A 21,354-nucleotide genomic window follows, 5' to 3' on the forward strand; every position below is an offset into this window, starting at 1 on the left:
GTTTTATCTCATGTCAATTGAATTTTATTGTGGTTGTTACATTGCATTGGCCTTCTGCTGGATCGCTTGGCATCGCTCCATCAAAGCTTCGAATGGCTCGGCGTCATCGAGGAATAAGCCGTCATCGACCATGTGTTGATAGTCGGTAGCCAATTTGGCCAACGCGCCGTCATCTGGTACAAGCTGGAGCCCACCTGCGACCGCTGCGTGATAGTCGATGGCGTCGCCGTGCGTGTTCTTTTCTGCAAAGAACACGCTCTTGTGGTCGGCAACGGCGCGGGCAAGAGCTTTGTCCGCGATGGCTGCGGTGGCGAAGCCGGCAGCATCCAGTCTCGTCACATCGTGCCAGTGGCGCGCGAAGCGGTCGCCACCGCGAAACTCGCCCTGCGCGCAAAAAACGTGAATCGCCGTAGCCTTCTCCCAGAAGGTACGTTCGGCGCGCATAACCTGTGGTATCGCGCTGGGAAACTCCACCCCCTGCAGGTACGCGGCCGCATCGCAGCGGATAGCGCGTGGTTCGCTGGGCTCGCCAGTCGAGCGGGCGCCGAACTCCAACATGACGGCGGGTGCGACATAGCCGGTGCCGGTGGCCAGCGGTGTGTAGTCGATGAACACTTTGTCGCCCTCGGCCCGCACGGTTGCCGGCAAGCCGTTTTGCTCAAGGTCGTGCTTGAGACGCGGCACGATCTCGGCACCGACCCAGTCCGACAGGCGCGCACGAATCTCCTTGCTCCATTTCTTTTCCTGGCTCTTGCTGACCGGCAGTGGCGCATCCGCATCACCCACCAGATCGGCGGCGATGGCGCGGATGTCGTAAGTCAGGTCCACGTCTTCGGAGAAGCGCCGGATGACGCTATAGGCCTTCGACAAGGACGTGCCACCCTTGAATACCAAGTGGTCAGCGTAAGGGCCGGTAAAGAGGTGCCGTAGCGACCAGACTACCCAAATGTCTTTTTCCAGCAGATGGGGCAGGAGGCCCGATGTGTTGGCTGCCGAATCGAGTGCCTCCAGGCGTTCGGCGCTGGAGAGCCGGAAGAATTCAGCCATGGGTCACCAGGGCGCTGATTTCTTGGGCCATCCAGGTCGGCAGGCGCGACCGCGCCGACGCGACTTCTTTCAGTTCGGACGGTGGCAGTTTGGCGCGCAGCTTCTGGATCGCTTCGCTGGCTTTTTCCGGGCCTAGCCAAGCTAGTGCCCGCACCACTTCGCCCGCAGCCCGCCCAGGAAAAATCAGTTGCCAAATTGGCGCGTGTCGGAACTCGACCATCTGAGCGCCCAATTTCAAGCGGCGGCTGGGGCCGGACGTGAGATAGACCGCTCGCATTGGCACCTGCGTGGTCAGGCCAAGTGCGTTGGCTGCGGCGGCGCCGTGCGACACGATGGTTTCGCCACGCTGGTTTGCCAAGCCCTCGACCATCTTGACGGCCGACGGCGCGCGGGTACCGAAGCGGCTTTCGATGGGTAGGACATAGATACCACGGCCGGCGCGTAACAGCGCACCGCGCTGCACGAGGCGGGACAGCACTTGATCCACGGCTGCACGATTGCCCAAATGCAACAGCTCTTTGGCGACCAAAGGCGTGCCCTCCGGCGCTCCGGTGGCGTGTTCCAAGACTTGTTTGGCGAGGGTTTGCATGGCGATATCTCCTGACTGGAAGAAGTATGAGGCTATTTCTGACACTTTTCAAGTCTTAAAACTCTGGAGTGCAAAGTCGATCAAAGGCCTACGAGCTTGATGTTGAATGAAAAGATTGACGAATCTCGAAAATTGCACCAAAATTAGATTGACGAATCTTAAAAAGTGCACAAAATGATCCTGCCACTGCCAGCCACCTTCAATCCCGAGCTTTCATCTGACCGCCTAGAGGCCGTCTCGCAATGGCTGCTGGACGAGCTCTATGCGACAGAAGACGACTTGTCCCGCCCGACTGACAACGGCTACACCCGTGGCTGCACCACCTTTGGGCGACAGAGAAACCGGATCATTTCGGAAGCACTGTCGGCGCGGCACGCATGGCTCGGCCTGCCGAACAGCAACAACGACATTGTTTTCAGCGTCGCCGGGGTTCCCTGTAGGTTCAGCAACGATGATCCGTCGAATCCGTCGAAAGATGCGGTACTGACGGCCAATCGCTACCAGTTGGACTTCCTGGAATTCGCGACCGATAGCGAACCCGCCCGTTTCTGTTTCATTATCGACCGGGGCCACGACGGCGCGGCCGAACCGCGAGTCGAGTTTCTCGGCTTTACGCCCAGCGGCGTGATCGCCTGTCGTTGGGTGTCGAATGCCGTGCGTGTGTTACGGGTGGAATGTCAGCAGACCTTGCCGCAACCCGTCGACGTGGCGAAACCCCAAGTGGCACCGAAGCGGCGCGACGAAGGCGATGCTGCCTCCGAAGCAGTGCGATGAGCGACTTCGTTGGAACCAATCTTCGGCTTATCCGCCTCTTCCACGATCTGTCGCTCACAGAGTTGGGGGAGCGGGTCGGGGTGTCGAAGCAGTTCCTCAGTCGTGTGGAGACCGGCGCTGAATCAGTTGCCGCTCCGCTTGAGAATTCGCTTGCCCAAGAACTGGATGTCCTACCCGAATTTTTCTATCACCTCGATCCGAATCCGATTGCCGATGAGCAGTGCCACTTTCGTCGGCAACTGACGACCAAGGTTGTGTTGCGCCAGGTCGCGCGCGCGCGCGGCGAAATGCTCAAGCGCTTGGTGGGTGTGCTGGATGAGCACGTCGAACTGCCCCACTACCAAATGGGTGAGGCTGATCCGGAGTCTCCCGAGACGATCGAGCGCGCCGCCGAAAAATTCCGTTCGCTCTTTAGTCTTGGTCTGGGTCCGCTGAGCAATGTCACGCGCATTGCGGAGAACGCCGGCGCCGTGGTGATGAAGGTGCATGGCCTGGCACCCGAAATCGATGCCGTGTCGTTCGCGACAAAGCGGCCCTTGATCGCGTTGAACAGCTCTGGTCGTTCGGCATGTCGTGAGCGCTTTGGCATTGCTCACGAATTGGGGCACTTTTCGTTGCACATTGGAGTCTTGACCGGCGACCGGCTAACCGAGACGCAGGCCAACCGTTTTGCCAGCGCGTTTCTGCTGCCGCGAAGCACGTTCGCCAGCGAATGCGGACTAGCGATCCGTGGTACGCGTCTCAACTGGCCGGGCTTATCCGAGTTGAAGTTGCGTTGGGGTGTGTCAAAGGCAGCGATCATTTTTCGTGGTCGGCAGCTTGGTATGTTTTCGGATGACCAGGTACGGGCGGGGTACATCGGACTCAATCGCCATGGCGAAGCGGTGCAGGAGTCAGAGGACCATCTGATTGCGAACGAAGAGCCGGAGGTCATCGCTGAGAGCCTGAAAGTGATGAAGGAGCACTTTGGCGTCCCGCAGTCGGCAGTCGCGAGAGAGATGCGGGTTCGGCCCGGGCTCTTGCAAACCCTGCTTGCGTCGCCTCCTTCAGAAGGTGCGGACAACGTCGTGAACCTGCTGGCTACGGATCGATCGTCGCGGAAGGTCGCGCCACTATGAGCAGTCCCGCCGCCGACTACAGGGGCTATGCCGATCTGGCGGGCCATCAAGTCGAGGGCGCCGACTACAAGATCCACGTACGCGCGAACGCACAGTCCTCGGTCGCAGTAATCGCACCGCACGGTGGCGGCATCGAAAGGTACACGTCCGAGATAGCGAGTGCAATCGCCGGCGAAGATTTCAATCTTTATATGTTTGAGGGCATCCGGCTTTCCGAAAACTATACGGCGCTCCACCTGACTAGTCACCGGTTTGACGAGCCGCGATGCTTGGAATTGCTGACTGGTTGCGATCATGTCGTCGCAATTCACGGCTGCGGTGGTGAAGCGCAACAGGCGCTGGTTGGTGGGCTCGATGCAGGGCTGAAAGCGGTTGTGGCCCAGTCGATAGCGGCCCTCGGGATCGAAACGCTGTTGGCGGATCATCCATTTCTCGCCGTCGATCCGATGAACATTTGCAACCGAGGCCGACGCGGAGTCGGCGTGCAGATCGAGATGACAATGCCTTTGCGGCGTCAATGCCCGCGCGATGCACTCTGTGCTGCTATCCGCTCGGTGTTGTTGGCTTTGCCGAAACATTCATGCGGGGGAGCGAGCGTCAAATGATTCTGACCGACCACGAAACCAAGATCGATCTCCTGAACAACGAAGCGATCGCCACAACAATCATCGGCCTGCTGCGTGAGCGTCCCGATCGCCCCGTCACTATCGGCGTGCATGGCGATTGGGGCGCAGGGAAGTCCAGTGTTTTAGAAATGATCGAAGGCGGACTCTCTGGGAACGGCGATGTTCTCTGTCTCAAGTTCAATGGTTGGCGTTTTCAGGGCTTTGAGGATGCCAAGATTGCGCTGATCGAGGGTATTGTCACGGGCCTGGTCGAGAAACGGCCAGCGCTGACGAAGGCCGCAGGCACGGTGAAGGATGTCTTCAATAGCATCGACTGGCTGAAGGTCGCGAAGAATGCGGGCGGCCTGGCGTTAACTGCGTTCACCGGCATCCCGACACCGGACCAAATCGGAGCCATCGTTAGCACATTGGAGGGAGTGCTCGCAGATCCCGGCCAACTTGCGACCAAGGAGAATCTTTCCTCCGCGATCAGCGGTGTGAAGGCGATATTGAAGCCTTCCGAAACCAAGAACGTACCAGAGGAAGTTGAGGCGTTTCGCAAGGCATTTGACAAACTGTTGAAAGATGCCGGCGTCGAGCAACTGGTTGTGCTGATCGATGACCTCGATAGGTGTTTGCCGGATACGGCCATTGAGACGCTCGAAGCCATTCGGCTGTTTGTCTTTACGGCGCGCACAGCGTTCGTCGTGGCTGCGGACGAGGCAATGATCGAGTATGCCGTGCGAAAGCATTTTCCGGACTTGCCGGAGACTACGGGGCCACGCGACTACGCAAGGAACTATCTGGAGAAGCTTATCCAGATACCGTTTCGGATTCCAGCGCTGGGAGAAACCGAGACACGCATTTACGTGACTCTTTTACTCGCCGGTGCGGAAGTGGGAGAAGACGATGCGGGATATCTTGAACTCATCAAGGCCGCACGGGAGCGGCTGAAACGTCCATGGGAGAGCGCGCCGTTGGACGCCGCAGCAGTCAATACAGCGCTCGGTGAAAATGCCAGCAAGGCGCACAACGCGTTGATGCTCAGTGATCAGATCGGTCCTATTCTGGCGAGTGGGGCGAAGGGAAATCCGCGGCAGATTAAGCGTTTCCTCAACACGCTTCTTCTGCGGCAGAAGACGGCGGACGCGCGCGGCTTTGGCGATGAGATCAAGTTGCCGGTACTGGCGAAGCTGATGCTTGCCGAACGCTTCTTGCCCAGCCTTTTTGATCAGATCGCCACCGTTGCAGTGACGCATCCAATGGGGCGCTGCACGGACTTGGCTGCGTTGGAAAAGGTCGATGTGACGGATGACGCCAACTCCCGCAATCCAAGTACCAAGCCAAAGGCGGCTGACGGGAAAGAACTCAAGGGCACTGGGGTTATTGCTGCTGCGATTACAGAGAGCGCAATTCTCACCGAATGGAAATCGTCGCAGTCGATTCTGGCTTGGGCGCGCGTGCAGCCGTCCATTGCGGAGATTGATCTTCGTCCGTATTTGTTTGTGACGAAGGATAAGAAGGACTACTTCGGGCCAGCGTCGGTACTTGGACATCTCGCAGTGGTCGCCGAAAAATTGCTTGGCCCTAAACTTTCTGTCCAGACGCTGGAGTCGGAACTGAAGCAACTTGCCCAGCCCGAGGCGGAAAAGCTATTCGAGGCAGTGCGGACCAAGATCATGAGTGGAGACACCTTCGACAGCCAACCCGCTGGCATCGAAGGGATGGTCGTGTTGGTGAAGGCACAACCGACTCTGCAAAGCAGATTGCTTGATTTTCTCAATGCATTGCCTAGCAGTCGGTGCGGCCCTTGGGTGGTAGGCGGCTGGCAAAGTGTGTTTAAGGACACTGACGTACTCGCTCGCCTGGATCGGTTGCTCGATGGCTGGTCCAAGGTAACGAGCAACCAGATGCTGAAACTCGCGGCAGAGGCTGCGATCAAGACTCCGAAGGGAGGTCGCTAATGGGTACATCGTCAGCATATGGTGGCCCTGGCGGAGGCACTCCGTTGGTTCCAACTTGGCTCGGATCAGAGGGCGCGGCCGATGCGCCCGCCGCACCAGCGTTGCCCGCTGCGCCTGACAGCACTCCAGTCGGTGACCCAGCGGCACCGACCCCCGTTCCTTCGGCACCACCGAATCGACCAGCTATACCCGCGCCGGCCGATGCCAGCCGATTCACCAGCGCACGCGGAAACTTCACTCGCTTTGCGCACTCCGGCGGCAGTGATCGCGCCAGCTTGGGCCGTGCAGTCTCAGGTTATGTGTCTACCTCATCAGGAGGTGCGCGACAAGCCGCCCAGCGCATGGGCGCCTCACGGGGCGCCGGAGCGAGGCTGCTGGGCTTTCTCACGGACGCACAGGCCCGGGGCGCCCGAGAAGCTCTACGCTCACTAAATCTGGAGGAGTTAGCCGGACGTCCAATTGCCGAAGTTTTCATCGGTTTGGCTGACTACATCTGTCCGAGTGCTGGAACCGTCGATGAAGGCATCGCTCGGGAGGCATTCATCGAGACGATCATCGAGCTGACTACGCTCGGTGTGACGGACCTGGATGCGCTCACTTCTGACCAGATGCAGACGGTGTTCGAGCTGTACGCAACCCATGCCATCGAGGCGCGCCTGTGCAATGACATCGGAACCAAGCTCATCACAGTCCCCAACGACGCGCAAGCTGCGCTCCGTGTTCAGGGACAGTTGCGCGATTTCATTCGAAATGGCGTGAGTGATGCTTTGACTGCAGCCCGCGCTGAAACTCCGACATTGACGCAGGATCGCGTGAACTCGTTCGTCGATTCGGTATATGAACGTGCTTTCGGTATTCTCCAAGCACTTGGGAACGCGGAGGCTGACCAATGAAGCGACAGTTTCTCGCTGGGCGTTTCGGCCCGGACGATGTGATTGAGATTCCGAGTGCTGCCGACGAACAGGTGACCCAATTACAGCTCGTTGCCGGCGAAAAATCCCTCGACCATGGGATCGGCGGCGCGCTGACCAGTCTGAAAAGTTTGGGCGTCTTCCCTTCCGAGATCGGTCTTGACCTGCTCGTCGTTGCCGCTCTTGTTCACGCGGCCGATACGCGAATCTCACGAGCCGAACAATCGCAAGACTCATGGACCCGTGAAATCAGACTAGTTGTTCCGGTCAGTGATCCTGATCTCTGGCAGGCTGCTGCTCGCACGCTGACACGCACATTGGACTTCTTGACCGGGGATCGTTGGACGGTGGGATTCCGTTGTCGGCCCGAACGGTTTAGCAGCCTGACCACGCCGCCGGCTAGTCTGCTACCGCCGCCCTTCGACACGGTAAGCCTCTTTTCCGGCGGGCTGGACAGCTTGATTGGTGCAATCGATCTCCTGGAGAGTGGTCGCACGCCGCTCCTCATAAGCCACGCGGGCGAGGGGGCAACCAGCGATGCGCAGAACGCGCTGTTTGGTAAGTTGAGACAAAACTATAGCGGATCATCGTTTGATCGCCTACGGGTTTGGATGGCGTTCCCTGATGGTTTGGTAAAGGACGTTAGTTCTGAAAGCACGACGCGCGGTCGGTCGTTTCTGTTTTTTGCGCTCGGGGTTTTTGCCGGCACCGGTCTTGGCTCAAATTTTGTGTTGCGCGTGCCCGAGAACGGACTGATCGCTCTCAATGTCCCCTTAGACCCTCTGCGTTTAGGTTCGAATAGTACAAGGACGACTCACCCGTTCTACATGGCGAGATGGAACGACTTGCTGGTCGAGTTGGGTATCGGCGGTCGCGTCGAAAATCCCTACTGGGATAAGACGAAAGGCGAGATGGCCGCTGAATGCGCAAACGGCCTTTTGTTGGGGACGACTGCTGCAGATTCCTTGTCGTGTTCATCACCATCGAAAGCTCGGTGGCAAGGACATGGAATAGAGCATTGTGGCTATTGTCTTCCATGTCTGATTCGTCGCGCTGCGCTCGATGCGGCTTGGGGAGCCGGTCGTGATTCCACGGTCTACACCGTGCCTGACCTTCGAGCGCATACCTTGGACACGCGTGAATCGATCGGCAAGCAGGTGCGCTCATTTCAGGTTGCGATCGAGCGTTTGCGTGGACGACCTGACTTGGCAAAGCTGCTCATTCACAAGCCTGGGTCGCTGACCGACGAAATCCCACGACTTGATCAATTGGCCGATGTCTATCGGCGCGGCCTCGACGAAGTGGCGCGCCTGATCGATGGCGTGGACACGAGACCGAGCTGATGTCGAGGCATTCATGATCGCGACAAACGGCCTGGTGGACTTCCACTGCCATCTTGATCTGTATCCGGATCATCCAGCGGCGATCCGGGAATCTGATGAGGCGGGTGTTTTTACGCTGGCAGTGACGACCACGCCCAAAGCGTGGCCGCGCAACCATGAATTGGCGCAAGCGACGCGCCATGTGCGGGCCGCCCTTGGATTGCATCCGCAACTGGTCGCAGAACGGGCGAGCGAAATTGCGATCTGGGATGCCCATCTTTCAGAGACTCGCTATATTGGCGAGGTAGGCCTTGACGCCGGTCCACGATTTTACAAATCGTTCGAATTGCAGAAGCAGGTCTTTCAGCATGTGTTGCGGCGTTGTGCCGAGGCGGGAAACAAAGTCATCACGGTGCATAGCATTCGTGCGGCAAAAGCGGTTCTGGATCACATCGAGGCATATCTGCCGCCTACAAATGGCAAAGTCGTGCTGCACTGGTTCACCGGCAGCAAGGCAGAGGCAAAGCGTGCTCTTGAGTTGGGCTGCTACTTCTCTATCAACGCGGCGATGTTGGACAACGAGCGACATTCGTCGATGGTCGCGGCCATTCCCCTCGATAGGCTGCTGACAGAGACTGACGGGCCTTTCACCAAGACGGCAGATCGGCCTTCGAAACCGGTAGACGTGGCCGTAGTTGTTGAAGCTTTGAGCCGCCTACATGGTGTTTCGTCATCGACGCTTGCGGCTACTGTCCGAAACAATCTGCGCAGCTTGCTGGGACCGAACGGCGAGGGTGATTGATATGAGCGGCCTATCCGTCTCATGTTTTGCCGACCGTTTCGGCCGTCGAGGTGATCGGGAGCCATCGGCTTACCACCGGGCTGTGCCATGGCAGAGTAAAATGTAACTCGGTTTGCCGTTATTCGTTGACGATTGACGCGCTGTAGTAGTCGCCGCGCAAACTGAGTCCATCTCCCGTGCTGGCAAAAGCTGTTGTTATTTGACGGTATAAATGACGGTAAAACTGAATGAACACTACCAGCAAAGCCAGCATCCATGCGGGTTTTAAGTGGCAGGAAACAATTGAGTGGGAATAATTTTAGGTCTTTCGGCAGCTTTCGCGGACTATCGGAAAAACAACTTAATTTATTGATTTATAATAATAAAATTAGCTCGTTGTTCGGAATCGGCCTCTTGTCTGCGAACCTAATCAAGCAAGGTATGGGGCGAACAGCCAATTTTCGGTGCGATTGATTCAATTGCAGCCCATAGGGATGGATAGCCTGCGCGATGTTCTTGCACCATGCGGACTACGCGTTCTCGGACTGCGGGGGAATATTTGTTTGATTTGTTCATCGTTCTATTCTCTCAAGATTTGGAGCCTCCTTCAAAGCCCGTGGCGATTCGGCTCCGGTAGACACCGGTGATGCGCTCACAATCGGCCACGGGGCGATGAGCTAGACCGGTTGCGGCGGGGATGTCTTGCCGCCACTGCGACTTCCCGACCGCGCAACGTCGCCAACAGATTGCGTGCCTGGATCACGCGCCGTCCATGTCGCTCGGCCAGACCCTGCTCGACCTGTAATTCCGACCGCTGCTGTAGCGCTTCGCGCACCTCACCACCGAAGCCGTTGTCGTTGATACCGCTGCTACCGCCGATCAGCTGCTGGTCCAGCCAGGTCGCGCCGATCACACGGACTTGCCGCTCAATGGGCAAGTGCGAACGCAGTTCCACGGACACGCCGCCCAGCCACCGCATGTCGTATTGCCGACCTTGCTCGGACAGGTTCGCCGAGACGGCTCACCCCGCTGAGCATGACGCCGTCGACCACCACCTGGTCGCCCGGCGCCAACTCCAGAATATCGTCCAGCACGATCTCTGCCGTCGGGGTGTCGACGGTCCGCCTCGAACGAACCGCGCGGGCTCTGGGCTGGCTCACCAGCGCGAGGCGGTCGGGCGTCCATTTTGCCCGGAGCTCCCGGACGATGCCGATCAGGGCATTGACGATAAAGACCCCGCCGAACCGGGCGTCCTGCCAAGGCCCCGTCAGCAAATCACGACGAACAGCGTCCCCAGGATCGCGTTGAAGCGGGTCAGGGCGTTGGCGCGCACGATTTCCAGAGTCGTGCGGCTCGTCGGCGCCGCTACTCGATTGACATCGCCACACGCGACGCGCGCCTGTACTTCTGCATCAGTCAATCCTTGGAGTTCCGCCGGCATCTTTTTTGCCTTCTAGCGCCGCATCCAGCCTTGAGCGATCGGCCACGCCATGAAGCTCTGGTAAAGCCTCTCGACGAATCGGGTCACGCGGTCACCTGTATGCCGCCACAGAGGCGAGAGGGCGGCATATGAAAGACAGGCCACGCCGACCGCGCCCAGCATATCCAACGGAAAATGCAGGCCGAGGAAGATGCGCGCCCATGCCACGCCCGAACCGGCCGCCAGCGTGAGCGATCCCAACAACCTCTCGCGACCGAGCAGCAGACTGATGCCAATGGCGGTGAAGATAGTCATATGGTCGCTCGGAAACGATGAGTCCGCTACGTGCTGTGCCCACGCGTGCCCCAGCCCCATTGCGAAGGGACGCGGGTGTTGCCACACCGAACTGATGACCTGGTTCAAGCCGAGCCCCAGCATGGCAGTCAGGCACGTTTGGATGGCCAGCCTGCGCTTTGCCTCATTACCCCGCAGCCACATCGCGATCAGTAGCACTGGGATCAGGTAGATCAGGTCGTTGGCGATTACGACGGCGCCGTCAATCATCCAAGGCGCTGAGCCGAGGCCAGCGTTGATTTTCAGAAACAAGGCGCGGTTTAGCGCTTCGATGCGTTCCACGTATTTATTCTCCTGTGTTGTATGTCCATTGAAGGGGGGATTCTCCGCGCAGTTCTACCCGACGATTCTCGTCAGGGGTTCTCCCATCTCCAGGGAAAAACGGCGGTGTTGAATACCTCGTACATCGTAATAGCAACTGCGCTTCCGACCATGCTCAATGCCCGTTGCCGGAAGTGAATCGGCCATACCTCTGCGCTAGGCTCGGCATGACTAGCAGGTTGAGTGCGGTGGAGGCGAACAGCCCACCCAGGATCACCAGCGCTATGATGCCTTCGATCTCCCGTCCCGGATCACCTCTGCCGATCGCCAGCAGCAGCAACCCAGCGTTGTCGCGAGCACCGTCATCAGGACTGGCGTCAGACATTCCATAATATCTCACGGTCTTCCTGCAACCGGGATCGCCTTGATGATGTCCGTGACGTAAATCCATCCCGCCTCTGCCTGACCGGTCCGGGCGGCACGCCCGATGATGTCCATGAGTTCGTCGACTTGATGGTCTTCGCAGATTAGTTCCAGCCTCGATTCGTTGATTACTTCCTCGGCGAGGTCGACGGCATAGTGCCGCTCTTGTGCATCGACCGGTGCCAATAGGCTGCGTACCCCGATCACACTGAGGTTGCGGCAACCCTTCGCTGGGTCTAAGTTGCACTGCCCGGACTCCTTGAGGGCGCGAATCACGTCTGGGATACGGTGATTATGGACATAGGCCTTGATTTCTTTCATACGGACTCTCCTGTTTAGTGATTGCCTGCGGCCGTTCAGGCCGCAGGATTCTGGTTTACTTCACCTGTTTGCGTTCGCGACGGTTCTCCACCCACTCATACATTAACGGCAACAGCAGCAGGGTCAGCGCGGTGGAAGTGAACAGCCCGCCCACGACCACCGTCGCCAGCGGCCGCTGGGTTTCCGCACCCACGCCGCTGGACAGCAGCATCGGGACAAGGCCGAAGATGGCGATGGAAGCCGTCATCAGCACCGGCCGCAGGCGCAGCGCAGCACCTTGCCTGACCGCTTCCCTGACGGAGAGGCCTTGCCGCCGCTGATCGTTGAGGAAGGACACCAGCACGATGCCGTTCAGCATCGCCACTCCGAACACGGCGATGAAGCCGATCGCCGACGGCACCGATAGGTACTGGCCGGTTAGCGCGAGCCCGATCACCCCGCCGATGGTGGCGAAGGGGACGTTGGCGATGATCAGCGTGGCGTGGGTGAGCGAGCTGAACGCCGTGTACAGCAGGATGAAGATCAGCCCGATGGTGAGCGGCACGATCAGCGCCAGCTTGGCCATGGCGCGCTGCTGGTTCTCGAACGCGCCACCCCACTCGATCCAGTAGCCTGCGGGCAGCTTCACTTCGCGCTGGATTCGCGCCTGTGCCTCCTTGACGAAACTGTCCACGTCGCGGCCCTTCACGTCCATCTGGATCACAGCATAGCGCTGCAACTGCTCGCGCCGTACGAAGGAGTAGCCTTCGTCCAACTCTAGCGTGGCTACGCTTGACAGCGGCACCAGCGCGCCTGCGCGGGTGCGGATCGGGATGTTGCTGATGGCTTCCACGCTATTGCGGAAATCCGGGGCGAGCCATACCTGGATATCGAAGCGCTTCACGCCGTCGAGTAAGGTAGTGACAGCCTCGCCGCCGATGCCCGCCTGTACTATCTCCAAAATGTCGTCGGCATTGAGCCCCAGGCGCGCCGCCGCCTCGCGGTTCACTCTCACCACCAGTTGCGGCTTGCCCTTGTTGGCTTCCAGGGACAAATCAGCCACGCCAGGCACTTTATCCAGCACGGACTTGAGCTCGGCGGACAAGCGATCCAGGGTGCCCAGATCCTCGCCGTAGAGCTTCAGGGCCAGGGTGGCGCGCACGCCGGAAATCAGTTCCTCGACGCGCATCTGGATCGGTTGCGTGGCGGAGATGACGGAGGTCGGCGCCTGTTTCTCCAGCACCTCTTGCATTTCCCGCGTCAACTCTGGAAAGGAAATCGGCTTCGGCCATTGCTCATGCGGCTTGAGGTCCACCAGGATTTCCATGTAGTTGACGTCCGCCGTGTCGCCTTTCTCCGCGCGCCCGATCATGGCAATGGCCGATTTCACTTGAGGGAAGCGCTGGAGCGCGGTTTCTATGCCCTTGGAGATGCTGATCGATTCCTCCAGAGAGGTGGAAGGAATGCTGGATACGCGGAACATGATGCCGCCCTCCTGCAAGGTCGGCATGAACTCCTTGCCGAGGAAAGGAAACAGGGCGAGGGTGCCGATCAGCAGGGCCAGGGCGCTGCCGATCACCTTGCGCTTGTTTTCCAGGGCCCAGTCCAAAAGCGGGAGATAGAGCTTCTTTGCCCATCGCACCACGAAAGTGTCTTTCTCCTCCTTGGGCTTGAGAATCAGCGAGCTGAGCACCGGCACCAAGGTCATGGTCAGCGCCAGGGAACCGATCATGGCGAAGGTGATGGTGAGCGCCATGGGCTTGAACAGTTTGCCCTCCAGCCCGGTCAGGGAAAACAGCGGCAGGAACACCACGATGATGATGAGGATCGCGAAGGCGGTGGGGTTGATCACTTCACGCGCCGCTTCCAGAATCACATGGCTCTTGTTGACCGTCTGCCCGACCTTGTGGCTCAAGAGGCGGAAGCCGTTTTCCACCATGACCACGGCTCCGTCCACCATCATGCCGATGCCCACGGCAAGACCGGCCAGCGACATCAGGTTGGCGGAAATGCCCCACTGCTGCATCAGGATGAAGCTGATCAGCATGGCCAGTGGCAGGGCGAGAATCACCACCACTGCGGAGCGTATCTCGCCAAGAAACAGGAACAGAATGATCGCCACCAGGATCGAGCCCTCAACGAGGGCGCTTTCGGCAGTCTTGACCGCCTTCTCGACCAGCTCGGTGCGGTCGTATACAGGCTTGATCGTCACGCCCGGGGGTAAGGCTTGTTGGACCGTCTTCAGCTTTTCCTTGACGGCGTCCACCACGTTCTTGGCGTTCTCGCCGATACGCTGCAACGCCATCCCCAGCACCACCTCCTCGCCGTTCTTGGTGATCGCGCCGCTGCGTAACGAGGGGGCTTCCTTGACATCGGCTATGTCGCGCACGTAGACCGGTGTGCCTTCCTTTTCGGTAACGACAATGCCGCCGATGTCCTGCGTATTGGAAACCAGGCCCAAGCCGCGCACCAGATACTGTTCCTGGCCCAGATTGACGTATTGCCCACCCACCTGGCGGTTGTTGGCGGTCAGCGCTTCCATCACTTCCTTGAAGGTGAGGCCGTACTTGATCAGCCGGCGCGGGTCGATCAGCACCTGGTACTGCTTCTCGTCGCCGCCCCAGGACGTGATGTCGTCCACCCCGGGTGCGGTGCGCAGAACGAGCCGCACTGTCCAGTCCTGAAGCGTACGCAGATCCATCCCGGACAATTTTTTGTCAGCGGATTCGATGGTGTACCAAAATACCTGGCCCAAGCCCGAACTGTTAGCGCCGAGCACCGGCTCGCCGTAGCCTTCCGGAATGCGACCCTTGGCCTCCTGCAGCTTTTCGCTCACCAGGCGGCGGGCGAAATAGATATCCACATCGTCCTTGAAATACACACTGACATAGGAGAGTCCGAACAGGGACACCGAGCGGATTTCCGCCACCCCCGGCAGACCGGCCATGACACCCTCCACCGGAAAGGTAAGCAGCTTTTCCACATCCTCAGCCGCCAGCCCCGGTGCCTCAGTGTAGATATTCACCTGCACCGGAGTCACGTCGGGGAAGGCATCCACCGGCACTTCGAGCCAGGCTTTCACGCCCAACATCACCACCAGCACGAAGGCCACCAGCACCAGCACTTTGTAGCGCAGAGAGAGATCAACAATTTTATTCAACATGGCCGCCCCCTCAATCCGCGTCGCCGATTTGCGACTTGAGCAGGCGCGCCTTCAGGGCGTAGGCGCCACTCACCACCACCGCTTCCCCAGCCACGACGCCGGACTTGATCGCGACCCGCCCCTGCGTGCGGTCGCCCACTTGCACCGCGCGCGGTTCGAACCCGCCTTTTTCAGCCACGAACACGGTTGGCTGTCCCTGCACCAGCAACACGGCATCTTCCGGAAGCAGCAACGCTTTCGTGCTCGAACCCGTGTGGATGGCCGCCGTGGCGAACATCTCCGGTTTCAGCCGGCGGTCTGGATTCGGCACTTCCACCCGCGCCTTAGCGGTGCGGGTTTCCTTGTTCATCACGCTGCTGATATAAGTGAGCTTTCCCTTGAACACTTCGCCCGGATAAGCGGCAACTGCGACGCTGGCCTGGGCGCCGACCTTGACCTTGCCAAGGTCCTGCTCAAACAGATCGCTTTCTATCCACAGGGTGGACAGATCGGCGACGGTAAACAGGGACTGATCGGGCGTAGCGAGTTCTCCCAGCACCGCGTTCTTCTCGATGACCGTGCCGGCAAAGGGAATGGTCAGCGGGAACACGGAACCGGACACTCCCTCCGGGGCGACCCCCATCATGCGCAGCTTGTCGGCGGCGGCCCGCAGGGTAACCCTGGCTTTTTCATGCTCGGCGCGGGCACGCAGATAGTCCTTCTCGGGGATGATATTGTCAGCATTCAGCCGCTGGGCACGCTCGAAGTTGGCCTTCGCCACCGCTGATTCGCTCGCCGCTTGCAGATAGCTGGAACGTGCCTCGCCCAGCTCGATGCTGTCGAGCAAGGCTAGTGCCTGGCCCGGTTTCACCTTGTCGCCCAGACTGGCGCTTACCTTGACGATGCGGCCCGGTACTCGCGGCGCGACATGCGCGAGCCTGTCCTGGTTGGCCTGGATGGTGGCGGTGACCGTGATCTGGTCGGCTTTTTCCTGCAGTTCCAGTTTCTGTACCTTGATGCCCGCTCTCTGGGCTTCTTCGGCGCTCAGGGTGAGCAGCTTCTCGGCGCCTTTTTCTTCCGGTTTCCCCTTTTGCGGCACTCCTTTGCTCGATGGCTCCGTTTTGTCGGATTGTGTGACGTCTTTCTCCGGAATTGGTTTGTCGCCGCACCCCGCAAGCAAGGTTGCAGAGATGGTGCAGGCCAGGAGCAGCGCGCCCAGTCGTTTCAGGCCAGGTTTTCGTTGGCTGTGTGAGTTTTTCATGTCATGAGTTCCTGAATTCTTGAATGTCTTGTTCAGCGCAGGTCGGGCGTGGACTGCCAGCCCGCCGCCGCTTCCAGCGCCACTTTGGTCAGGCTCAATTCGGTGCGCGCGTCGAGCAGATCGCGCTGCCCGTCCAGCACCTGGCGGTTGACCAGCAATAGTTGCAGCAGGCCGATTTCGCCTGCGCGAAAGGAAATGGAGGAGAGGCGCCGGTTTTCTTCCAGGCTGGGCAGCACCGATTCATTGAGCCGCTGCACCCGCGCCTTGAGGCTGGTATATCGTTCCCACAGAGTGACCACCTGCGCGCGCACGTCGCGGCCGGTGGCCTCGCGCTCGATTTGGGTCTGGGTGAATTCCGTGATTGCTCGCCCGATGCCGCCCGCGTTCTGGCGGAACAGGGGGAGGGGCAGGGCGACGCTCAATCCGACGATTTTTTCGCGGGCATCGTTCGATCCCTCCCGTCCGGTACCGAGCCCCACCGTAACATCCGGGTAGCGTGCCGCGCGCTCAAGGTCGAGGCGGCTTTTCGCGGCCTGTTCCCGATGCTCCAGCGCTCGCAGGACAGGGCGGCCAGCTGCGGAATTCAGCAGGTCATCCAGGGAGTAGGGGACGGATGCCGGATCGAGCACACCCTTCACCTGCGGCAGCTCGTTGGGGGGTAGTTGCAACAACACGGCGAACTCCGCGCGAGCCTGGACGAGTTGTTCGCGCAGTAGCGCCACCTGGTTGCGCGCCCGCTCCGCTTCCACGCGGGCGAGGTTGCCGTCGAGGCGGCTGTCCTCTCCGGCCGCGACCCGTTTGCCGACGGCTTTGGCGGCATCCTCGATGAGATTGAGCGTCGCTTCCTTGGCCTGGATGCGCAACTGCAGGCTCAGCACCCGTATGAAGCGACTCTCCACCTCCACGCGTACCTGCCGTCGGGTTTCCGCGATCACTTGCTGGGTCGCGGCCAGCGATTGCTCGGCTGCGGCCCGCCGGTCGCCTTGCTGGCCCGCGACCTCGAATGTCTGGGCGAACCCTACACTCCAGTCTTGGTTAACCTGGGTGGGACCCGAGACCTGAGGAATTTCCTTGCGGCGCCGCTCCGCCGAAATCTGTGGGTTGTTCCACAGTAGGCCGCGTGAGTCGGCCAGTTCGCCCAGGGCGGCATCGAGGGCGGCGCGGCTTGATTTAAGTTGGGGGTTGTTCTCCTCGGCGATCTGCCAAGCCCGTTCCAAGGTCAGGGTTTCGGCCTGGGCCGGCAGTGCGAGCAGCATGGCGATGGAAAACAGCACGCCGCTCACGTAGCGACTGATGAGCGGAGGGATAGCTCGGCTCTTACATACATATAGGTCATTCTCAAAAATCACAACGGCTCCTTCCTGACCGCACGACATGCGCGCGGCAGCGTTACTTGATACGTGGCGAGGTGTGTGTCGGACGAGCGCTCAGCGCACGACCGGGCGTGGCCGTCGGGATCAGGCTCCCGAGGCGCAGGGATTAGGAGAAGGATCGAGGAGGGCGGAAGGGATTTTCGGTGTGGTCGCGTGCCGCTAATCGCTTGACGTGCGGCACATACTGCCTGGCAGACACAGGTGAGGCAGCGGACCTATCTTCGGACAATTGGCCCAGAAAATGACTAGAGTTGTAGCAACTGTGGTCACATGCCTTGTTGGCAACATTGCTGTCCTGGGATTGGCCGTCATGCTGAGCTGCGCTTGCCGTGGAGACGACCGATTGCGGCCCGGTCGGGCCGTCTTCCAGAATCTCGCGCCCAAAGGTCAGTCCCGCCGCGCTGATCATCATAGTGACCAGCAGCAGCCGGGCGACCATTCGGCGCAACCAGCTCGGCATCGTTATCTTCATCGGCACCCGGGTCACCGCATCATCCCACCGGGGCCGTAACCGCGGGACCGTTCCTTCTGTTCCTTGGTCAGCACTGCATCCATGCGGTTCTGCGCTTCGAGGGAGATTTGAACCATCTGCTTCATTGTGCTCGCGACGTCGATATCGGCGAGTATGCCAAACCCCTCGCCCTGAAGTGCTTGGGTCACATGCACAATCGCGTCGTCGAACGACATGTCGACGGTTTTTTCGAAGCCATACTTGGTCATTCTTGATTCCTTTCGTTAAACGAGAATAAATCGCGTCAGGCACGCAACATGCGTAAGCCGCTCGCGATCACCACGAACTCGCTGATCTCGTGGGCCAGAACGGCGATCGGCAAGCTGAAATAGCCGCTCACCGCGCCCACGATCAGGCTGCCGATCACCACCGCTGAAAGCGCGAGATTCTGCTGGATCACCCGCCAGGTGCGGCGACTGAATGCAATCAGATAGGGTAGCCGTGACAGGTTGTCACTCATCAGGGCCACGTCCGCAGTTTCCAGAGCCACATCGGTGCCTGCCGCGCCCATGGCGATGCCGACATGGGCCGCCGCCAAGGCCGGTGCATCGTTCACCCCGTCGCCCACCATCGCTACCTTGCCGTAGCGCGCGTCCAGTTCGGCGACCTTGCGGGTCTTGTCTTTCGGGGAAAGCTCGGCGTATACCTCGTCGATGCCCACCTGTCTGGCAATCGCCTCCGCGGCAAGCGGGTTGTCTCCGGTCAGCATGACCACCCGTTCGATGCCGACGCGCTTGAGTTCGGCTATCGCCTGGACAGCTTCGGGCCTGAGCGGATCAGCGATCGCGATCAACCCATGGATGATCTGGGCGGTGCCGACCAGTACGACCGTCTTGCCGTCCCGCTGTAAAGCTTCGATACGGGGCGTCAGGGTGGAGACGGAAGTCCCCATATCCATGAAAAGCTTGGGGTTCCCTACATAGTGCTCGACTCCATCGACCTGTCCTCTGGCGCCAGCTCCGGTGACGGACTGAAATTCCGTAGCCGGGTTGACCGAAATGCCTTCGTCCTTGGCACGTTCCAGGATGGCTTGCGCCAGAGGATGCTGTGAACGTGACTCGAGAGCGGCCGCCGTCAACAGCACTTCGCGTTCGGTGCGGCCCGCCAGGGGGACCACATCTGTGACTTGCGGTCGTCCCAAGGTGAGCGTCCCGGTCTTGTCCAGCGCCACCACCCGAACCTTGGCAAGGTTCTCGAGATGCACGCCTCCCTTGATCAACAGGCCATTGCGGCCAGCGGTACCGATGGCCGCAACCAGCGTGATCGGGATGGAGATCACCAACGCACAGGGTGCCGCTGCAACGATGAATACGGTAGCCCGCATGGCCCAGTCTTCCCAAGGCAGGCCAAACAGTGGCGGTACCAAGCCGATCAGAATGCCCACGCCCAATATCGCCGGGCTGTAACGTTTGCCGAAGCGCTCGATGAAGCGTTGACTGCGGCCCTTGCTGGCCTGCGCTGCCTCCACCAGATGGATGATGCGGGACAGGGTGTTGTCGGCGAATGCCTTGGTGGCATGCACCGTCAGCGCACCTTCGCCGTTGATGGTGGCGGCGAATACCTTGCCTCCCGGCATTTTCTCGACCGGCACGGATTCGCCGGTGACGGGGGCCTGATTCACGCTGGAATGTCCTTCGATCACTTCGCCGTCCGTCGCGACCGATTCGCCCGGCAGAACAATGAAGGTGTCGCCCACCCGGATCTGTTCCACCGGAATTCTCGTTTCCTGACCGTCGCGACGCACTAGCGCAGTTTTCGGCGCCAAATCCATGAGGGCGCGAATCGCATGGCGTGAACGTTCGGCGGTGTAGCCTTCCGCCGCTTCGGAAATTGAATAGAGGAAGACCAGCATGGCGGCTTCCATCCACTGCCCCATCATGCCGGCGACGAGGGCAGCGACGGACATCAGCAGTTCGATGCCAATCTCGCGCTCCTTCATCAGGTCCCCGAACGCCTCCCGGCCGAAGTAATAGCCGCCAACTATGACTGCGGCCACATAAAGCAGCATCTCGGCGGTTTGGGACAGCCTCAGGTAGCTTCCAACAAAGCCCAGTGCGAGCAAAGTCCCGGCAGTGGACGACGTCACGACCTGCGGGTTTTTCCACGGTGGCGGCATTGCCACCCCAGGCGCGGACACAGACGCGGAACACGAACACGCCATTACTCGCCTCCCGCCGCCAGTTCCGGCTTCTGGATGCCGATGCGGCAGCGGCCGCCTTCCCGTAGGCACATTCGCTTCTGGAAGCGCTCGACATCGCGAGCAAAACCCCCATCGTCGTTTGGCAGCACCTTGAGCGCCTCATACAACCGGTCGAGATAGGGGATGCCTTCAACCAGCCGGTGATAGACCCAGCGACCTTCCTTTGTCGCCGATAGCAAACCCGCTTGCCGCAGTACCTTGACGTGGCGCGAGAGTTTGTACTGGGGTTCCAGGAGACTGTCCACCAATTCGCAAAGGCAGGCCTCTTCGCCCGTCTCGGCCAATAGTCGGACGATCCGGACTCTGGTCGGGTCGGCGAGCGCCTGAAATATTTCCTGTGGTTTTACATGAATTGTATGCATAGTTGCATAGTAACGCATATATGCATCAAATTCAAAATTGGAATTGATGTGTGAACGATCGACTTATGTCTGGCTGCGGAGGGAATCACGCTGCATTGGGTCGACGGTGCGCACATGGCACTACTCGGGCTCGCTGCGTTATGGAGTGTAAGCCTCGCATGCGGCTGGCGAAAAGGCGCCGGGCGGCAGCAGCCCTGTATGCGGCAATAGCCATGAACATTCCGTTTGCTGCCTGGGCCATTCAGTTTTTCGTTTGGTAAATCACGGCACTCGCTATAGCCCGCCTGCCCTTATGAGTTTGTTGAATTTCTCCCGCAACAAATGGAAGCTTGTCAGGCCATAAAATAGTAAGTTTTGTTGCGGAGACATGTGATGCACGGTGCCGAGGTGATGCAAGGATCATTGTTCACGCTGAAACGGCTGGAGGACTTTGTGCCGAAGGCGCATTCCTTGCGCGACATACGCGATATTTTCAACGCCGCGCTGCGGCAAATGGATGACGGCTTCAGCGCATAACTGGTAACTTGCTGGCTTATTCCAGGCGTCTGCTTCGGCTACGGTGATGCCGTTACTAATCGGCCCGTACATGATTTCGGGAAACCATTTACCGAACACGAGTTCTATCCAGTAAATATA

At 59.5% G+C, this 21,354-nt stretch carries 22 protein-coding genes and 2 pseudogenes; 8 read left to right on the forward strand and 16 right to left on the reverse strand.

The genetic code is table 11. From position 1 onward, the window contains the following. Positions 1-36 precede the first annotated feature (36 nt). Together ACFDAU_RS08110 and ACFDAU_RS08115 are read right to left on the reverse strand one after the other, a co-directional pair. Positions 37-1,047 carry a nucleotidyl transferase AbiEii/AbiGii toxin family protein gene (locus tag ACFDAU_RS08110; protein WP_413439459.1) on the reverse strand — a complete coding sequence of 337 codons (1,011 nt, stop codon included), beginning with the start codon at positions 1,045-1,047 and terminating at the stop codon, positions 37-39. Next, a complete protein-coding gene (locus ACFDAU_RS08115; RefSeq protein WP_413439460.1) occupies positions 1,040-1,636 on the reverse strand; it encodes a DUF6088 family protein in 597 nt (198 codons plus the stop codon). Before ACFDAU_RS08115 ends, ACFDAU_RS08110 begins: the two co-directional genes overlap by 8 nt. Positions 1,637-1,810: 174 nt before the next feature. On the opposite strand from ACFDAU_RS08115, the gene ACFDAU_RS08120 reads away from it, so the two are divergent. Genes ACFDAU_RS08120 through qatD form a run of 7 tightly spaced genes read left to right on the forward strand, consistent with a single transcriptional unit; the run spans position 1,811 to position 9,132 of the window. Next, the gene (locus ACFDAU_RS08120; RefSeq protein WP_413439461.1) at positions 1,811-2,410 is read left to right on the forward strand and encodes a hypothetical protein; all 600 of its coding nucleotides are present in this window, start codon (positions 1,811-1,813) and stop codon (positions 2,408-2,410) included. After that, positions 2,407-3,528: a helix-turn-helix domain-containing protein gene (locus ACFDAU_RS08125; RefSeq protein ID WP_413439462.1), complete on the forward strand. Its 1,122-nt coding sequence runs from the start codon at positions 2,407-2,409 to the stop codon at positions 3,526-3,528. The genes ACFDAU_RS08120 and ACFDAU_RS08125 overlap by 4 nt, the downstream gene beginning before the upstream one ends. Beyond that, positions 3,525-4,133: a poly-gamma-glutamate hydrolase family protein gene (locus tag ACFDAU_RS08130; RefSeq protein WP_413439463.1), complete on the forward strand. Its 609-nt coding sequence runs from the start codon at positions 3,525-3,527 to the stop codon at positions 4,131-4,133. The genes ACFDAU_RS08125 and ACFDAU_RS08130 overlap by 4 nt, the downstream gene beginning before the upstream one ends. After that, the gene (gene qatA / locus ACFDAU_RS08135; RefSeq protein ID WP_413439464.1) at positions 4,130-6,097 is read left to right on the forward strand and encodes a Qat anti-phage system ATPase QatA; all 1,968 of its coding nucleotides are present in this window, start codon (positions 4,130-4,132) and stop codon (positions 6,095-6,097) included. The genes ACFDAU_RS08130 and qatA overlap by 4 nt, the downstream gene beginning before the upstream one ends. Then, entirely contained in the window at positions 6,097-6,990 is an 894-nt protein-coding gene (gene qatB / locus ACFDAU_RS08140) for a Qat anti-phage system associated protein QatB (RefSeq protein WP_413439465.1), read from the forward strand. The genes qatA and qatB overlap by 1 nt, the downstream gene beginning before the upstream one ends. After that, complete coding sequence (qatC, locus tag ACFDAU_RS08145; RefSeq protein WP_413439466.1) at positions 6,987-8,351, forward strand: Qat anti-phage system QueC-like protein QatC; 1,365 nt, start codon at positions 6,987-6,989, stop codon at positions 8,349-8,351. Before qatB ends, qatC begins: the two co-directional genes overlap by 4 nt. A 13-nt stretch (positions 8,352-8,364) precedes the next feature. After that, a complete protein-coding gene (qatD, locus tag ACFDAU_RS08150; protein ID WP_413439467.1) occupies positions 8,365-9,132 on the forward strand; it encodes a Qat anti-phage system TatD family nuclease QatD in 768 nt (255 codons plus the stop codon). Positions 9,133-9,546: 414 nt separating this feature from the next. Here qatD and ACFDAU_RS08155 read toward each other — a convergent pair. From ACFDAU_RS08155 to ACFDAU_RS08220, 14 genes and pseudogenes are all read right to left on the reverse strand, one after another. Continuing rightward, positions 9,547-9,687 (reverse strand): annotated as a pseudogene (locus ACFDAU_RS08155) (IS3 family transposase); the annotation flags it as partial. Between the two features lie 45 nt (positions 9,688-9,732). Further along, a pseudogene (locus ACFDAU_RS08160) lies at positions 9,733-10,129 on the reverse strand (DUF3363 domain-containing protein); the annotation flags it as partial. Then, a complete protein-coding gene (locus ACFDAU_RS08165) occupies positions 10,038-10,271 on the reverse strand; it encodes a hypothetical protein (RefSeq protein ID WP_413439525.1) in 234 nt (77 codons plus the stop codon). The pseudogene ACFDAU_RS08160 and the gene ACFDAU_RS08165, both read right to left, overlap by 92 nt. Before the next feature lie 107 nt (positions 10,272-10,378). Continuing rightward, positions 10,379-10,552, reverse strand: coding sequence for a hypothetical protein (locus ACFDAU_RS08170; protein WP_413439468.1), 174 nt, complete (start codon positions 10,550-10,552; stop codon positions 10,379-10,381). A gap of 12 nt (positions 10,553-10,564) precedes the next feature. Continuing rightward, positions 10,565-11,167, reverse strand: coding sequence for a phosphatase PAP2 family protein (locus ACFDAU_RS08175; RefSeq protein WP_413439469.1), 603 nt, complete (start codon positions 11,165-11,167; stop codon positions 10,565-10,567). Positions 11,168-11,321: 154 nt separating this feature from the next. Continuing rightward, entirely contained in the window at positions 11,322-11,531 is a 210-nt protein-coding gene (locus tag ACFDAU_RS08180; RefSeq protein ID WP_413439470.1) for a hypothetical protein, read from the reverse strand. An 11-nt stretch (positions 11,532-11,542) separates the two neighbouring features. Beyond that, positions 11,543-11,890 (reverse strand): P-II family nitrogen regulator, encoded by a 348-nt coding sequence (locus ACFDAU_RS08185; RefSeq protein WP_413439471.1) that lies wholly within the window; start codon positions 11,888-11,890, stop codon positions 11,543-11,545. 55 nt (positions 11,891-11,945) lie between these two features. Next, the gene (locus tag ACFDAU_RS08190) at positions 11,946-15,032 is read right to left on the reverse strand and encodes an efflux RND transporter permease subunit (RefSeq protein WP_413439472.1); all 3,087 of its coding nucleotides are present in this window, start codon (positions 15,030-15,032) and stop codon (positions 11,946-11,948) included. 10 nt (positions 15,033-15,042) lie between these two features. Continuing rightward, positions 15,043-16,272, reverse strand: a complete 1,230-nt coding sequence (locus tag ACFDAU_RS08195) for an efflux RND transporter periplasmic adaptor subunit (protein ID WP_413439473.1) — start codon at positions 16,270-16,272, stop codon at positions 15,043-15,045. A gap of 32 nt (positions 16,273-16,304) precedes the next feature. After that, positions 16,305-17,555 (reverse strand): TolC family protein, encoded by a 1,251-nt coding sequence (locus tag ACFDAU_RS08200; RefSeq protein WP_413439474.1) that lies wholly within the window; start codon positions 17,553-17,555, stop codon positions 16,305-16,307. A 196-nt stretch (positions 17,556-17,751) separates the two neighbouring features. Continuing rightward, positions 17,752-18,084, reverse strand: a complete 333-nt coding sequence (locus ACFDAU_RS08205) for a hypothetical protein (RefSeq protein WP_413439475.1) — start codon at positions 18,082-18,084, stop codon at positions 17,752-17,754. A 44-nt stretch (positions 18,085-18,128) separates the two neighbouring features. Further along, a complete protein-coding gene (locus tag ACFDAU_RS08210; RefSeq protein WP_413439476.1) occupies positions 18,129-18,365 on the reverse strand; it encodes a hypothetical protein in 237 nt (78 codons plus the stop codon). 35 nt (positions 18,366-18,400) lie between these two features. After that, positions 18,401-20,242, reverse strand: a complete 1,842-nt coding sequence (locus ACFDAU_RS08215) for a heavy metal translocating P-type ATPase (RefSeq protein ID WP_413439477.1) — start codon at positions 20,240-20,242, stop codon at positions 18,401-18,403. Positions 20,243-20,316: 74 nt separating this feature from the next. After that, positions 20,317-20,736: an ArsR/SmtB family transcription factor gene (locus ACFDAU_RS08220; RefSeq protein WP_413439478.1), complete on the reverse strand. Its 420-nt coding sequence runs from the start codon at positions 20,734-20,736 to the stop codon at positions 20,317-20,319. A 354-nt stretch (positions 20,737-21,090) separates the two neighbouring features. Between ACFDAU_RS08220 and ACFDAU_RS08225 the strand changes: the two genes are divergently transcribed. Continuing rightward, entirely contained in the window at positions 21,091-21,234 is a 144-nt protein-coding gene (locus tag ACFDAU_RS08225) for a hypothetical protein (RefSeq protein WP_413439479.1), read from the forward strand. Positions 21,235-21,354: the final 120 nt, after the last annotated feature.

It is taken from the genome of Sulfuriferula sp. GW1, assembly GCF_047300855.1.
Taxonomy (GTDB): Bacteria; Pseudomonadota; Gammaproteobacteria; order Burkholderiales; family Sulfuriferulaceae; genus Sulfuriferula.